This is a genomic window from Acinetobacter sp. WCHAc060033, from assembly GCF_004209125.1.
Lineage (GTDB): Bacteria > Pseudomonadota > Gammaproteobacteria > Pseudomonadales > Moraxellaceae > Acinetobacter > Acinetobacter wuhouensis.
In genome coordinates, this window is sequence record NZ_SGSW01000017.1 from 1 (window position 1) to 15320 (window position 15320).

13 protein-coding genes are annotated in these 15320 nt (G+C 36.2%); 7 read left to right on the forward strand and 6 right to left on the reverse strand.

Features of this window, described 5'->3' with window-relative positions; all coding sequences use genetic code 11:
* Window positions 1-263: 263 nt before the first annotated feature.
* Window positions 264-830 (reverse strand): peptidylprolyl isomerase, encoded by a 567-nt coding sequence (locus EXE10_RS09295; protein ID WP_130113168.1) that lies wholly within the window; start codon window positions 828-830, stop codon window positions 264-266.
* Window positions 831-995: 165 nt separating this feature from the next.
* Between EXE10_RS09295 and EXE10_RS09300 the strand changes: the two genes are divergently transcribed.
* Window positions 996-1667, forward strand: a complete 672-nt coding sequence (locus EXE10_RS09300; RefSeq protein ID WP_130113169.1) for an acetoacetate decarboxylase family protein — start codon at window positions 996-998, stop codon at window positions 1665-1667.
* Between the two features lie 93 nt (window positions 1668-1760).
* Here EXE10_RS09300 and EXE10_RS09305 read toward each other — a convergent pair whose 3' ends face one another.
* A complete protein-coding gene (locus EXE10_RS09305; protein ID WP_130113170.1) occupies window positions 1761-2828 on the reverse strand; it encodes an alpha/beta hydrolase in 1068 nt (355 codons plus the stop codon).
* A 204-nt stretch (window positions 2829-3032) separates the two neighbouring features.
* On the opposite strand from EXE10_RS09305, the gene EXE10_RS09310 reads away from it, so the two are divergent.
* The 3 genes from EXE10_RS09310 (at window position 3033) to erpA (ending at window position 5429) form a co-directional block, all read left to right on the forward strand.
* Window positions 3033-3578 carry a hypothetical protein gene (locus tag EXE10_RS09310; RefSeq protein ID WP_130113171.1) on the forward strand — a complete coding sequence of 182 codons (546 nt, stop codon included), beginning with the start codon at window positions 3033-3035 and terminating at the stop codon, window positions 3576-3578.
* Window positions 3579-3947: 369 nt separating this feature from the next.
* Complete coding sequence (locus EXE10_RS09315; RefSeq protein ID WP_130113172.1) at window positions 3948-4952, forward strand: putative solute-binding protein; 1005 nt, start codon at window positions 3948-3950, stop codon at window positions 4950-4952.
* A 141-nt stretch (window positions 4953-5093) separates the two neighbouring features.
* Complete coding sequence (erpA, locus tag EXE10_RS09320; RefSeq protein WP_068974146.1) at window positions 5094-5429, forward strand: iron-sulfur cluster insertion protein ErpA; 336 nt, start codon at window positions 5094-5096, stop codon at window positions 5427-5429.
* A gap of 64 nt (window positions 5430-5493) precedes the next feature.
* Here the strand turns inward: erpA and EXE10_RS09325 are convergent, their stop codons facing one another.
* Together EXE10_RS09325 and EXE10_RS09330 are read right to left on the reverse strand one after the other, a co-directional pair.
* The gene (locus EXE10_RS09325; RefSeq protein ID WP_130113173.1) at window positions 5494-6339 is read right to left on the reverse strand and encodes an alpha/beta fold hydrolase; all 846 of its coding nucleotides are present in this window, start codon (window positions 6337-6339) and stop codon (window positions 5494-5496) included.
* A 147-nt stretch (window positions 6340-6486) separates the two neighbouring features.
* A complete protein-coding gene (locus EXE10_RS09330; RefSeq protein ID WP_130113174.1) occupies window positions 6487-7614 on the reverse strand; it encodes an anhydro-N-acetylmuramic acid kinase in 1128 nt (375 codons plus the stop codon).
* A gap of 80 nt (window positions 7615-7694) precedes the next feature.
* Here EXE10_RS09330 and tyrS point away from each other — a divergent pair, with 80 nt between their 5' ends.
* On the forward strand, window positions 7695-8909 hold the full coding sequence (tyrS, locus tag EXE10_RS09335) for a tyrosine--tRNA ligase (RefSeq protein ID WP_130113175.1): 1215 nt from the start codon (window positions 7695-7697) through the stop codon (window positions 8907-8909).
* 71 nt (window positions 8910-8980) lie between these two features.
* Here the strand turns inward: tyrS and EXE10_RS09340 are convergent, their stop codons facing one another.
* Entirely contained in the window at window positions 8981-9988 is a 1008-nt protein-coding gene (locus EXE10_RS09340) for a putative solute-binding protein (RefSeq protein ID WP_068974149.1), read from the reverse strand.
* Between the two features lie 37 nt (window positions 9989-10025).
* Window positions 10026-11051, reverse strand: coding sequence for a putative solute-binding protein (locus EXE10_RS09345; RefSeq protein ID WP_130113218.1), 1026 nt, complete (start codon window positions 11049-11051; stop codon window positions 10026-10028).
* Window positions 11052-11299: 248 nt separating this feature from the next.
* Between EXE10_RS09345 and EXE10_RS09350 the strand changes: the two genes are divergently transcribed.
* Window positions 11300-13234: an ATP-binding cassette domain-containing protein gene (locus EXE10_RS09350; RefSeq protein WP_130113176.1), complete on the forward strand. Its 1935-nt coding sequence runs from the start codon at window positions 11300-11302 to the stop codon at window positions 13232-13234.
* Window positions 13235-14207: 973 nt separating this feature from the next.
* Complete coding sequence (locus EXE10_RS09355; RefSeq protein WP_087553628.1) at window positions 14208-15215, forward strand: putative solute-binding protein; 1008 nt, start codon at window positions 14208-14210, stop codon at window positions 15213-15215.
* Window positions 15216-15320 lie beyond the last annotated feature (105 nt).

Here is a 15320-nt window from a genome sequence, read left to right on the forward strand (position 1 = left end):
ATTATTTATCACCTCGTCAGTGATAAATAAGACGCAATAAACACTCAACAACCTACCCCTGTAAGCTAAGTTCGTTTGCTGTATCGCGTCGGGATGAGCTCATTATAGGGCAATTTCTTACACTCGCAAGTGCTTTTAACTGATTGTTTTATTGAGTGTTGTATTTTTGTGCACCATTTTGGTTCAAAAACACACTTTTTGACGCATAAGTTTTTAATTATAAAGCAGAAATATTTAAAAAATATTTCTGCTTTATATTTTCATTATTTTTTTGATTTATTGTCGGTCGTTTGAATACTGATGATTTTTACAGCTTGTTTAGGTACATCTTGGTACATACCAACGGTTCCTGTCGGAGTATTTACAATTTTATCGACAACATCTAAACCTTGTGTAACTTTACCAAACACAGCGTAGCCTGGATTTCCTACCGATTTATTTAAAAAGTCATTATTGGCAACATTAATAAAGAACTGACTAGTTGCAGAGTTCGGATTATTGGTTCTCGCCATTGCTAATGTGCCACGTGTATTCTTCAAACCATTATTTGCTTCATTTTGGATTGGTGCTTGGGTTGCTTTTTCTTTCATATTGCTATCAAAACCGCCACCTTGGATCATGAAGCCAGGAATTACGCGATGGAAGATCGTTCCATTATAGAATTGGCTATTTACATAACTCTTAAAGTTTTTAACTGAGGTCGGTGCTTGTTCATCATATAGTTCAATATTGATATTGCCTAAATTGGTTTTGATTTGCATATTTGTATTTGCAAATGCTGAATTAACTATAAATACCAATCCTAAACTTAAACCTATCTTTTTGATCATTCTCTTTCGTCCTGAGCCGTTTTAAACTAATTGTTGCTTATATCAATGACTTCAGTAAATGAATCACTGAAGGAATTAAACTTGAGTAGGCTAATCTATGTGACTATACAAGCTTAATCAATATTACGTTTGCCATTACTCTGTATCTTGAATGTTGCGAATAAAATGAAAATAGAAGAATCCATTTCACATACTGCTTTACCTTGGGAACTTTCTGGCGAAGGCTATATTTTAAATTATTGGTTAAGCCCAGCATTTACACGGCGCTTTCAAAACTTCGGCTTAGTAGAAGCTAAATTTGGGCGAATCGTTCAGGTTATCCTTGTACGCTATTATTCTTCGCCTGTCGGTCCTTATGATGAGTTATTAGTTTTAGATCATACTACTCAAAATTTTAAAATAAGTTCTAACATCCCCAAAATATATGTTTCTAGCCAAGCATCTGTAAATGAAGGGCGCTATCATTGGGGTATTCCGAAAGAGTTGGCGAGTTTTAATTGGAAACATTCTAAGCAACAATTACATTGTGATATTCAAGTTGGAAGTGAAACACTCTCATTAACCATCAATTTAACGCAATTAAAATCATCACATGCAATATCTTCAAAACTTATACCCTCTCGTTTATTAAACATTCAACAAAAAGATCATCTGTTTCTGTATCAATTCTCGCCTAAGTTTAAAAGTAAAATTGCTTATATTTCTAATGCGACTTGGAATAATACACAAAGTATTTTTCCAGACTTTTCTAAAGCGACTTTTCTTAAAGGTTTTTATTCCACTGACTTTAAACTTATTTTCCCTGAGTCGGTCAAAACTAAATTAGTAAATACATAATTTAAATACTCTTTTAACGTAAATGATCGATTGTTCTAAATAAAACAATCGATCATTTGTGTTTTGATCTTTTAAGCTGCTTTTATCAAGGAATTATTGTTTATCCCAAAACTTACGGAACTCTTTGCTCATTTCGATGACATTCTTTTTCGCTTTACGTGAAATTGGTGTGAGGTTGATAAAGCCATGTGTTTGGTCTTCATAGTCTTGATAATGAATTTTCACACCATGCTGACGTAATTTATAAGCATAGATTTTACCTTCGTCATGAAGTACATCATGTCCTGCAGTTACTACAAATGCAGGGGCTAATTTTTTCAAATTACCGTAAGTTGGCGAAATAATCGTATCGTCTAATGCAATATTGAATCGCGTCGCGTAATAGTCAGTCACGTAATCAATGTCAGATCCAGTCAAAACTAATCCATCTTTATAAGCAAAAAATGATGGATGACGGCTCTTAAAATCAACCGCTGGGTAAATTAAAAACTGTGCCTGAGGAGCGTAAGCTTCATTGACTGTTCTTTGAGAGAGGACTGCGCAAATATTTCCACCTGCACTATCTCCTGCAATCGCAATTTTATTTTTTAGAATTTTAAACTGACGGCGATTTTGATATACCCAAGCTAAGGCATCTTCACACGATTGAATCAACTCACGAGGTCCAACTTCAGGTGCAAGAGGGTATTCTATACTGAGGACTTGCGCTTTGGCATGTGTCGCAATCAACCGGCAAACTTCATCATGGGTATCCACACTTCCTACAACAAAACCACCACCATGATAAAACACAATCATTGGTAATTTTTTGTTGGGTGCAGGATGATAATGTCTTGCATAGATACTGCCACTTTGTAGCGGTAAACGAATATCTTCAACAAACTGAACATGAGTTGGTTTATTGGTAATCGACTGCATCTGCGATTCAAATTGCTTTCGTGAACGTTCGACATTTTCATTAATGAAACCCACTTTGCCTTGTTTCAATTGTGCTGCCATCAAACATTTCGTAAAACTATCTAATTGCGGGAACTCATAAGGATAACCCAATAGTTTAGCTAAAGATTCTTGAGCAAACGTAGGTAAACGGTCTAATGTTCTGCCTGCAGCACCCTGCCCTTTTTCGACGATGTCTTGAATATTACGTTGAAATGCAACCATTGAGTTCTTCCTTAAATGTCCAAATTCTTCATATTTTCTACATGATCAGGAATTGACTGACTATATTCTTATACAAGTCTAGCAATCGATATACAAATATAAATTTTAAATACGCTAATCTGAGTCAAATACATTGTCATTGACTATTTTGCTTTATCTCAATTTTTTTTTGCTATTTTTTGATAAATATTAAGGAGGCAACTCATGGCAATTAAAGCATTATTTGTTTCATTAATAACATCGCTACTTGCTGTTGGTTGTGTAGCATTCCCTGACGATGGTTATGATTCTCGTGGGTATGGAAGTTATGGACATCCTGTTTATCGCGATTATGACTATGATCGAGCTTATGATGCTCGATATGACCCTTATAAAGACCGTCAACGCTGGGAGCGTGAACGTGCCTACCGTATTCAGCAACAGCGGATAGAACAACAGCGGCGTGAAAATCAGTTGAAAAATCATCGTTGGCAATATGAAAAAGCCAAACGTGATCAATTGAAAAAACAGCAATGGGAACAAGATCAGCGTAAAAAATGGCAACAAGCACAACGCAAAAATGATTGGGACAATAAAACCAAGCCTGAACAGCGTTGGAATCATTCGTCAATGAAAGATCGCCAATGGGGCTATCGCCCAGATCGTCAACAATGGCAACAACGCCAACAGCAAAATCAACAACAGCAACGTGATAAAAAGCGTGATGATCGTAGAAAAGCGGATCAAAACAAAGAACAAGGTAAAAATTAACATCAGCGGATCTGAGCAAAACTCTGATCCGCTCTGTCGCTTTAGCAAATAATTAAAGCAATAAAAAACAAAAAATGATGAATTTACAAAGCTATTAACTGGTTCACATTTCAGAATGTTTTCTACTTATTTTTGTCATTTAAGTCATTGCGATTTTCTCTAATTCAAGTAATCATTTTCTCAACATCAACTCATCAAATGGCTTGAGCAATAAATTCAGAATTTATTGTTTTAAATTGAATAAAGTTCTATTTCGACATATAGAATTTCTTGCTAAATTTATTTTGATGTAAAAAGTTCACCGATACATATGTTTTAAACTGGATCGTTTGAACATCAATAATATTGATCATGGAAAGGAAAAAAATAATGAAATGGTCTAAAGCCCTTCTCGTCACAGCTGGTTTAATGGCTACTACCTCTGCAACTCAAGCAAAACAAGTCATGTGTGTCTTTGATTTAGTTGGTAAAAATGGTGATGTATTTACCCTAATGAAAGACTATCAGCTTGCTGCTAAAAACTGGGGTGCAGATCTTGAATTAAAAGTGAATTCAAATGAAGCTGTAATTGCTGAAGATTTTAAAGCAGGTAAATGTGATGCCGTAAGTATCACAGGTATGCGTGGACGCCAATTTAATAACTTTACAGGCTCACTCGATGCAATTGGTGCAATCCCTGATCTCAATCTCGCTGTGAAAGTTATGCAAGGTTTAGCTAACCCAAACTTTGCTAAATATATGACCAGTGGACAATATGAAGTCGTTGGTGTCATTCCAGTAGGTGATGCATATCTATTGGTCAATGATCGCAATATCAATACTGTGGCAAAAGCAGCAGGTAAAAAAATTGCTGTCCTTGATTACGACCAAGCACAGAAAATCATGGTACAGCAGATTGGTGCACAAGCTGTCAGTGCTGATGTAACCAATTTTGGTGCAAAATTTAATAATGGACAGGTCGATATTATTGGTGCACCTGTTGCTGTATTTAAACCTTTAGAGTTACATAAAGGCTTAGGTACTAAAGGTGCAATTGTGAATTACCCACTGTTACAAGTGACTGGAAATATCATCATTCGTCCAGATAAATTCCCTGCAGGCTATGGTCAAAAATCGCGTGATTGGGTGAAATCTCAATTACCACGTGCCAATGGTATTATTGGGAAAATGAAAGCAGATATTCCTTCAAAATACTGGATGCAAGTACCTGAAGGAGATAAACCAGGTTATCAAAAGCTAATGCGTGAATCACGTATTAATCTGACCAAACAAGGCGTTTATAACAAGCAAATGATGAAGATTCTTTGGCAATTCCGTTGTAAGAATAGCCCAACAAACTTTGAATGTGCACTACAGGATGAAAACTATAAATAAGTTCATCTACTAAATTTTACTTAAATCCGATAAATTTAGTCTGAATTTACTTTAAAGTTCACTCACTGACCATATATTGAGTATGTTATACTGAATATATGGTCTTTTCGTTTAAGCCATTTGAATCTGAGGAACAATATCATGACCGCCCAAGCACTTGAGATGACTGATAATGCTGCAAATAAAGTTCGCCAACTGCGTGACAGTGAAGGTAATCAAGAACTGATGTTACGTGTTTATGTAACAGGTGGTGGCTGTTCAGGTTTTTCTTATGGTTTTAACTTTGCTGAAAATGCCAATGAAGACGATGCCGAGTTTGTGAATGGCGATGTCAAAATGTTGGTTGATTCATTGAGCTATCAATATTTAGTCGGTTCAAAAGTCGACTATATTGAAGGTCTTGAAGGTTCACGTTTTATTGTTGAAAACCCAAATGCGACAACAACTTGTGGTTGTGGTTCTTCATTCTCGATCTGATCTAAAGAATTTATAAAAATGCCCTCAAATTTGAGGGCATTTTTATATCTAACGTATCAATCTTCTACGCAACTGCATCTAAAATATATTGACTAAGCTCTTTGGCATTTTGTACAGGAATCCAATGGGTTGCATCCATAATCACTTCTTTATACGGCGCATGAACATAATTTTTATTGTATTCCACACCTTTAGGACCAATCGCTGAATCGTATTTTCCCCAAATAAATAAAGTCGGGACTGTGATCGGTTTCAATAAGTTTTTATTGGAACTAAATGGTAAACCTCGATACCAGTTTAAAGCTGTACTTAAACGCTTTTCATTGACAATTTCTTGTTGAAAGTCCTTGAGCTGTTGTTCTGTCATGCCTGAATCTTTCAATAAAGCCAAACCAATCTGAGGTACTTTTTCAAACAGTAGTTCAGGAATTTTAGGCAACTGAAATAAGCCCATATAATAAGATTTAAACAATTGATTACTGGTCAGCATCGCTTTCATGAACGCGGCTTTATGTGGTACTGAAATGGTAATTAAATGCTTTATTTTCTCAGGATAACGCTGTGCCACATCCCAAGCCACAACCGCACCCCAATCATGCCCCACCAAATAAACAGGTTGTTGAATAATGTCGAGTAAAGCATTTACATCTTCAAGCAAAGCAGAGCCACGATAGTCACGACGGCTAGTTGGTTGCGCACCTAGACTATACCCCCGTTGATTGACTGCAAAAGTTCGATAACCTTGTGTATTCAAAATTTCTGAAGTTTCTTGCCAACTTTTATTGGTTTCAGGAAAACCATGTAAAAGAACAAAAACTTGCCCGTCTAATGGTCCAGAATCAATGACATCAAAGCTTAATCCTTCTCGTTGATAAGATTCTAGTCGTTGTGTTTTTATCGCTATAGTCATGGTGATTTCTACTATTTCCTATTCTCATTTTTATTGATATTGCAGTTGAATCTTAGTTTTGTTAACAGCTCGAAAGGACAAATCTAGGGTTAAACAGGTCGATCATTGTCTGACAATCTACCTGTTTGATACCCATAATTTTACAACTTATACAGCGGTGATTGTCCCTAAAACACGATAGCCTTTTGCACCTGTCACCGCAGGTAAGTTACCACTTTGCTGTAAATCAAAACGCATGGCTAACCAAGCAAAAGCTGTTGCCTCAACCCAAGTCGGTGCTAAGCCCAGTGCGGAAGTCGTTTGTACAGACCAATTATGTTTACGCAAACGCCAACGCAATTGTTCAAGCAAATGTGAGTTATATGCACCTCCACCACAGACATAGACTTCACCGGTATCTAAAGGCGAGCGGTAAATGGCTTTTTTAATAGCACGAGTGGTCAGTTTCATCAGTGTCGCTTGAACATTTTCAGGTGTATCTTCAAGCTCATCGTATTCCAGATCATTGCGCCAATCTGAAATTTGCTCATCCAACCATTCTAAATTAAAGTCTTCCCGCCCCGTACTTTTCGGTGGTTCTTTGGAAAAATATTCATGTGCTTGCAAACGATCTAATAAAGATCGAATCGGTTGACCATAGGCTGCCCAGTTGCCATTTTCATCATAAGGCTGTCCTGTATAGCGATGACACCAAGCATCCATCAGTATATTGGCTGGTCCTGTATCAAAACCATAAACACCTTGATCATCGCCTGCAGGTAACATACTGACATTAGCAATCCCACCCAAATTCAGAATCACTCGGTGAATGGTTGGATGTTGGAATAGTGCTTGATGGAATGCAGGAACCAATGGTGCACCTTGCCCTCCTGCCGCCATATCACGGCGACGGAAATCTGAAATTACAGGAATTTGGGTAATTTCAGTAATAATATTTGGATCACCAATTTGTAGCGTAAACCCATGTTCAGGACGGTGACGAATGGTTTGACCATGTGAACCTATCGCTTTGATTTGACTTCGATCTAAATTATTTTCATTGATCAGTTGATTAACGCCATTTCCAATCATGCTTGCAAGCGCAACATCTGCTTTGCCCATCCGATCAATTTCATTGTCATCTGGAAGAGTTAAAGCCATTAATTCATCCCTTAAATCAGGGTCAAAAGGCACTGTTAAAGTTGCATGAATATGTAAAGGATCAAATGAAGCAGCAACAAAATCGACGCCGTCCATGCTGGTTCCAGTCATTACGCCAATATAGATTGTTGTCATGAGATATTCTTCGCCTGCATTATGCTGAAAAAATGTTAGTATATCGCACAAATGAGATAACTGATGTATTGGATTTTGTGATGTCTAATTTCCTACCAGCGGAAGAACAACTTGCCCTCATCCAACGAGGCACACACGAGATTATTTCTGAAGAGGATTTATTAAAAAAACTCAAAGAAAATCGCCCTTTAAATATTAAAGCGGGCTTTGACCCAACAGCACCTGACTTACACTTAGGTCATACTGTACTGATCAATAAATTAAAAACCTTTCAAGATTTGGGTCATAACGTGACCTTCTTGATTGGTGACTACACTGCCATGATCGGTGATCCAACAGGTAAAAGTGCAACGCGCCCACCATTATCACGTGAGCAAGTTTTAGAAAATGCAAAAACCTATCAAGAACAAGTCTTTAAAATTCTTGATCCGAATAAAACTAAAGTTCGCTTTAACTCAGAATGGTTTGCAACAAAAACTGCGGCTGATTTGATTCAATTGGCTTCACAGCAAACTGTTGCGCGTATGTTAGAACGTGATGACTTCACAAAACGTTATAACAACCATCAACCGATTGCGATTCATGAGTTCTTGTATCCATTGGTTCAAGGTTATGACTCAATCGCACTAGAAGCAGACGTAGAACTTGGTGGTACAGACCAAACTTTTAACTTGCTCATGGGTCGTACGCTTCAAGGTCGTTTTGACCAAGAAGCGCAAGTGTGTATCACTGTACCAATTCTTGAAGGCTTAGATGGCGTTAATAAGATGTCTAAATCTTTAGGCAACTATATCGGTGTATTTGATGCACCTGGCGCAATGTATCAAAAAGTATTGTCTATGCCTGACAGCTTGATTGAACGTTATTTTGAATTACTCAGCTTTAAATCAATGGACGAAATTGAAGTTCTATTGAAAGAAATGGCTGAAGGTCGTAACCCTCAAGATATCAAGAAAATTCTTGCATTGGAATTGGTTGAACGTTTCCACGGTGCTGAAGCTGCAGAACATGCACACAAAGGTGCAGGTAATTTAATTACGGAAGGTGAGCTACCAGAAGGTACACCTGAAATCACCATTTCACGTAGCGAATTTGGCGGTGAAGTGTCTATTATTTCAATTCTTCGTGCAGCTGGTCTAACCAAAAACTCAGCACAATCGAAAGATGCTGTTTCACGTGGAGCCGTTAAAGTCGATTGGGAAACCGTTGATGCAAGTTATATGGTGAAAGAGAACGTGACCTTAATTATCCAAGCAAGCAAAAAAGCCATAGCCAAAGTCACATTTACCGACTAATAATTTTTTGTGATTTTTGAATATTTCAAAGCCATCTAAATGATGGCTTTGTTATTTTGGATGACCTAAAATTATTCGCCAGGAAGAGAGCATTCAAAGTTGGTTCGATCAACGGTACAACGTGCTCTTTTAAGTACAGACATCATCACAGGGTCGTATACTCCCCTTTTAGTTAATTCGATCCGACCATCACGCAACAATTTTTGGTAACGAAGCGCATCTTCTTTAGAAACATCTATCTTATATTTCGCAGGTATTTCAGCTTCCATACGCTCAATATTTCTATATGAACGAGGTAATTGCTTCAATGACCAAGCTCTAGATTGCATACCGAAATCTAGTGGGAATTTATCTTTTTTAATAATCAAGTCTGCAGTTACATTGACCACAGGATAAGTAAACATTGCACCATTTGCACTTATCCCTTTATAAATTTCAAGCGGTTTATAAGCATAGGCAGGGGAAGCGATCGCATCTGCCTCACCATCATTAAACTTTTTAACAAAGTTAAAAATATCTGATGGAACACCCACCGCACCGACTCGCTCCACAGCAATTTTCTGCGCAATGTCATAGTGTAAATAGGCAAATTTTTTCCCTTTGCCCTTTTCAAGGGTATTTATAGATTTATCACGTACAAACATATAGGCGATGCCAATCGGTGAAATCGCAGCTAACTCATATTCCACACCATTCTTTTCAGAAATCAATCTTTTTGCATTTCGTTTATCTAACGCGTAAGTAATTGCCTTTTTCGCAATATCATTACTTGGCACACCGCCTAAAGCATCAATTGAACCACCAAACTTATTATATTCACGCGCGCGCATAGAGGTCATCGCGGCAGCATCACACTTATTGGTTTTAAAATCTTTAGCAACTTGCTCTTCAGACTGGTACGCCACTAAACTAATATCAGCACCCCATGTTTTTGAGACTAATGCCCATTCTTCCATCAATTTATATGACTCGCCCGCTTTACCCAATAAATCAAAAATGCACACATTCTGTTTCGCAGCATGTGTAAATGAAGAGCTACTGGTGAGTAAAATAATCGGTAGTAGATATTTTTTATTCATTTTATTTCCTTATTTTGTTTAATTTATTCTATTGGGCTTACTCTCCAGCCAATGAACATTCAAAATTCGTTCTATCAATCGTACAACGAGCTTTTTTTAGCATAGACATCATTGTTGAGTCATAAACACCTTGTTTGGTTAACTCGATACGTGCATCACGAATTACCATCTGATATTTAACACTTTGTTCTTTTGTTAATGCTAATTTATACTTTGCAGGTATATTGAGCTCTGTTCTTTTCACTACATAAAATGTCCTAGGTAAGTTTTTGACAAAAATTTCTCTAGATTTATAGCCAAAATTTTCAGGGAACTTATCAGGTCTCACCACCATTAACATCGTAATGTTCATGACAGGGAACGTTACCACAGCACCATTTGCACCTAAGCCCTTATGCATTTCAAAAGGTTTATATAAATAAGCAGGTGCTGCAGTCATATCAACTTGCCCACTGTTAAATTTTTTAACTAAATTTGAGATTTCTGAAGGGATGGGAATTGCATCTACTTTTTTCAGCATATAACTTTGCGCAAAGTCATAACCGAGGAAAGAAAATTTTTGCCCTACTAAATCCTTGATTGGATTTTCTGGATTTTTAAGCACATTATATTTAACAAATAAATAAGCTGTACCAATTTGAGTAATTCCAGCGACTTCAAATTTCTCATTACTTATTCGAGAAATCATTCTTTTAGCATTTCGTTGATCTAATGCATATTTGATTGCTTTTTCTGCAATCACATTATTAGGAACTGCTCCTAATGCATCAATTGAACCTCCAAATTTATTGTAATAACGTGCACGCAATGAAGTTAAAAATGCACCATCACATTTTCCTGCTTTAAAATCTGCGTCAGCCTCTTCTTCTTTTTGATAAGCAATTAATTTAATATCTGCTTGTGATTTTTTTGCTTCTAAAGCCCATTCTTCAATTGTTTTAAAAATATCACCCGAACGACCCTGAACATCAAACACACAAATTGTTTGTCCAGCAATAGCTGAATTAGATACCATCCCCAAAAAAAGTAGGCTAAGAGCAATTTTTAAAAAGCATATATTCATTATCCATGATCTCAAAACACTCCTTACACTGTGATTAATATCACAATAATAACAATTAATACACACCATACATCTTTATTTTGGATTTATTTTGAGAAACTTAAAATTAATTAAGCATGAAAATCTGCAGGAATACGATTCAATAAAACTCCAACAATCTATCCCCCAAATTCTTTTTTCTTATATTTTTTGAACTCTTCTATTTATCATTTAGAATACGGCATCCGATAACGAATAGCTTATTTCTTATGATTCAGTTAGACCAACTTTCAATTCGCCGTGGCGGACGTATTTTATTTCAAAAAGCGTCTATGCAGCTTCATCCAGGTTGGAAAATCGGTCTTACTGGAGTCAATGGCGCGGGTAAATCTACCCTATTTTCAGCACTTTTAGGTGGTATGGAGTCAGACAGCGGTAGTTTGACACGTCCTAATGTATGGACAGTTGCCCACATGGCACAAGAAATCAAAGCCTTAGATATGAAAGCGATTGATTTTGTGCTCTCTGGTGATGAAGAGTTTTGGGATATTCAACACAAACTCGAACACTCTGATGAACTCAGCAATGATGAATTAGCACATCTATATAGCCGTTTTGAAGAAATTCATGGTTATACCGCAGCCTCAAAAGCATCACAATTGATGGCTGGTTTAGGTTTTTTTGAGCATCAGTCAGAACTTTTGGTTTCCAGTTTCTCTGGTGGTTGGAGAATGCGTTTAAATTTAGCGCGCACCCTGATGAGTCGTTCAGATTTATTATTACTGGATGAACCAACTAACCATTTGGACTTAGATGCAATTTTATGGCTCGAAGATTGGTTAAAAGCTTATGCAGGTACTTTGATTTTAATTTCACATGACCGTGATTTCTTAGATGCAATTACTGATCATATTTTGCATATCGAAAATCAAGAACTGACGCTTTATACAGGGAATTATTCAACTTTTGAAACAACACGTGCTGAACGTTTAGCGCAGCAACAACAAGCTTTTGAAAAACAGCAAGAAGCCAAAGCACATTTACAAAAATTTATTGACCGTTTTAAGGCCAAAGCCACCAAAGCACGCCAAGCACAGAGTCGAATCAAGCAACTTGAACGCATGCAAGAGCTTGCACCCGCGCATGTGGACAACCCTTTTACTTTCAGTTTCCGTGAACCAAGTAAAATGAGTTCTCCTTTATTAACCTTGGAACATGCGGATATTGGTTATGGCGATAAATTGATTGTCACCAATGTGAATTTACAAATTACTCCAAGCAGCCGAATTGGTTTATTGGGAATGAATGGTGCAGGTAAATCAACATTAATTAAATCTTTGGTAGGTGATTTAGCCTTACTTAAAGGTACACGTAAAGATTCAGAACTGCTTAATATCGGTTATTTTGCACAGCATCAAATGGATGCTTTAGATGGCAATGCCAGTCCAATGCTACAACTCTCACGTATTGCTGATCCAAAAATTAGTGAAGCAACTTTACGCTCGTTCTTAGGAAGTTTTGGCTTTAGCGGTGAACGTATGGACACCCCAAGTGAAAGCTTCTCAGGTGGTGAACGTGCACGATTGGCTTTGGCATTAATTGTCTGGTTACGCCCAAATGTTCTGATTCTCGATGAGCCGACGAACCATTTAGATTTAGATATGCGTCATGCATTAACCATGGCATTGCAAGACTTTGAAGGTGCTGTGGTACTGGTTTCGCATGAACGTCAATTGATTGCATCTGTTTGTGATGAATTAATATTGGTTCACAATGGTCAAAGCAAAGAATTTGATGGCGATCTACAAGATTATGCAGCATGGTTACGCCAAGCACGCATTGATATGATCAAAAATGGGCAGCAACCGAGCGCTCCGATTCAGTCACAAGTTGTTGAAAAAACAGTTGTTTCAAAAGTCGATAAAGAAGCGCAACGTAAAGAAGCCGCACGTCAACGTGAACTCAGTCGCCCTATTCGTAAAAATATCGAAAAAATTGAGACACAAATTGGAAAAATTCAGCCGAGATTGACAGAAATTGAAGAATTACTTGCAGATTCAGCACTTTATGAAGCCAATCGTAAAGATGACTTACTCAAACTGATGAATGAGCAAAATGAACTTAAATCCAAATTAGAACAAGCTGAAGAACAAATGCTCGAACTCATGATGGAGTTGGAAGAGTTAGAAAGTTCATTTGACTAAACCTAAACTTTAGCAAATACACTAGCCAGAAATCAAAGTACATGATTTCTGGCTTTTTTATGCATAAAAATTAAGAAAACAAAATATTTAAACAACAAACCACTGAAATCAGAATCTCATTGAATACATCTTGCTAGAAGTAGCAAAAATCATCTCTAGAAATCACTAAATATTTTATTAATAAATATAAACCTTTGTTTAATCAAAAATATTCCTCATCAATTTCATCTTTAATTCAAAACTTTACTGATTAAAGCATTTTCTAATAACCAAATTTTTATTCAAAAAATACAGCCAAAAACCTATAACAAAATACATAACTTTTATTTATAACTCAAAATATCTTGCGTGGAACATATTAGAATAACTTAATGAATTAAATTATAAACTTATCGTGTTGATTTTTAAATTCAAAAAACTTAAAAGATCGCAAAAAAATATGTGGATAAATATATTTTTGATAGAAATAAATCCCTATTTTTATAAAAATTTAAATCGCTATTCTGTTCATTTTTACAACTACACAATGCTAAATTAAGTCTGCAAAACAGCCAAAAAATCGACTGAATTAAAATTAAGCACAGAGTTACCCACAGCATTTTGATCAATAAAAATACAAAAAACAAGTACAAATTTTATGCAAAAATTCTTAATTTATTACTTATTGAGATCAATATTTGGAATATTGATGATTTATATTTTTGTTCAATTAGAAATAAATTTAATTTTTTGAATATCTTATAATTTTTTTATTTTTGAAGTCTTATAGTAAAAAATGAGATTTTAATCACATAAAATAATGATTTACTTATTAAAATAGCGTATAAGTAATAAAATTAAGCACCTAATTCACAATTTATTGCAAAAAAATATAAATAAATGGAGTAAATGCTCTATTTTTTTTAAAAAAAGCTGATTACTATTGCGCTTATGGAAAGGTTCCTAATTGTACAAAATAGATAAGGACGAAAAAATGAAAAAAATTGCTTTCGCTATTGCTGCTACTTCTATCGTTGGATTTAGCTCAGCTTCTCAAGCAGCTGTAAATGTCTGTGTATTTGACTTATTAGGTAAGTCAGGCGAGTCATACCAAATGGCTCAAGAATGGGCTTTATCCGCTAAAAGTTGGGGTGCAGACGTTAATCTTATTCCAAAACAAGATGAAAACGTAGCAGATCAAGATTTTAAAGCAGGAAAGTGTGACGGCGTATTTATGACTGCGATGCGCGCGCGTCAATATAACAAATTTGTGGGGTCAATTGATTCTGTCGGTGGCGTGCCAAGCAATGCGATTGCGAAAACAGCCATTACTTTTGCGCTAGATGCACGTAATGCTGCAAAAATGGTTTCTACTAAAGGCAGTAACAAATACGAAGTTGCGGGTATTGCTCCTTTAGGTTCAGCGTTTATTTTTGTACGTGACAAAAATATTAACTCAATCGAAAAAGCTGCTGGTAAAAAATTCGCTTACTTAAGCTACGATGATGCACAGAAAGTATTAATTCAACGTGTAGGTGCGCAAGCAGTACCATCTGATATTACTAACTTTGCAGCAAAATTTAACAACGGTCAGGTAGATATGATTGGTGCACCTGCTTATGCCTATAAACCGCTTGAAATTCAAAAAGGTTTAGGTACAAATGGTGCAATGTTTAACTTCCCAGTATTACAAATCACGGCTGACTTCATCATCCGTCCTGAAAAATTCCCTGCTGGTTTCGGTCAAAAATCTCGTGATTACTTCGTGAAGAACTTACCGAAAAGCTTTGCGATGATTAACCGTCTAGAAGCAAGTATTCCAGCAAAATATAAATTGAATTTAACGCCTGAAGATAAATTAAAATATCAAAAATTGATGCGTGAAGGTCGCTTAGAGTTAACTAAGCAAGGTGTTTATGATGCAGGTATGATGTCTGTATTGAAGAAAGCACGTTGCTCAGTCGACAAAGCAAACTTTGAATGTACGCTTGCTGGTGAATAAACTTTAGATTTAAACCAAGCAAATAAAAAACCAGTTCAAATGAGCTGGTTTTTTATGATTTATTATCCTGAATCCACATCATTCAATTCAATAAAAAAGGGAATA

Coding starts and splice junctions, on each gene's coding strand:
- EXE10_RS09295 (WP_130113168.1), bottom strand. CDS start 830: ATGATCAAAAAGATAGGTTTAAGTTTAGGATTGGTATTTATAGTTAAT.
- EXE10_RS09300 (WP_130113169.1), top strand. CDS start 996: ATGAAAATAGAAGAATCCATTTCACATACTGCTTTACCTTGGGAACTT.
- EXE10_RS09305 (WP_130113170.1), bottom strand. CDS start 2,828: ATGGTTGCATTTCAACGTAATATTCAAGACATCGTCGAAAAAGGGCAG.
- EXE10_RS09310 (WP_130113171.1), top strand. CDS start 3,033: ATGGCAATTAAAGCATTATTTGTTTCATTAATAACATCGCTACTTGCT.
- EXE10_RS09315 (WP_130113172.1), top strand. CDS start 3,948: ATGAAATGGTCTAAAGCCCTTCTCGTCACAGCTGGTTTAATGGCTACT.
- erpA (WP_068974146.1), top strand. CDS start 5,094: ATGACCGCCCAAGCACTTGAGATGACTGATAATGCTGCAAATAAAGTT.
- EXE10_RS09325 (WP_130113173.1), bottom strand. CDS start 6,339: ATGACTATAGCGATAAAAACACAACGACTAGAATCTTATCAACGAGAA.
- EXE10_RS09330 (WP_130113174.1), bottom strand. CDS start 7,614: ATGACAACAATCTATATTGGCGTAATGACTGGAACCAGCATGGACGGC.
- tyrS (WP_130113175.1), top strand. CDS start 7,695: ATGTCTAATTTCCTACCAGCGGAAGAACAACTTGCCCTCATCCAACGA.
- EXE10_RS09340 (WP_068974149.1), bottom strand. CDS start 9,988: ATGAATAAAAAATATCTACTACCGATTATTTTACTCACCAGTAGCTCT.
- EXE10_RS09345 (WP_130113218.1), bottom strand. CDS start 11,051: ATGAATATATGCTTTTTAAAAATTGCTCTTAGCCTACTTTTTTTGGGG.
- EXE10_RS09350 (WP_130113176.1), top strand. CDS start 11,300: ATGATTCAGTTAGACCAACTTTCAATTCGCCGTGGCGGACGTATTTTA.
- EXE10_RS09355 (WP_087553628.1), top strand. CDS start 14,208: ATGAAAAAAATTGCTTTCGCTATTGCTGCTACTTCTATCGTTGGATTT.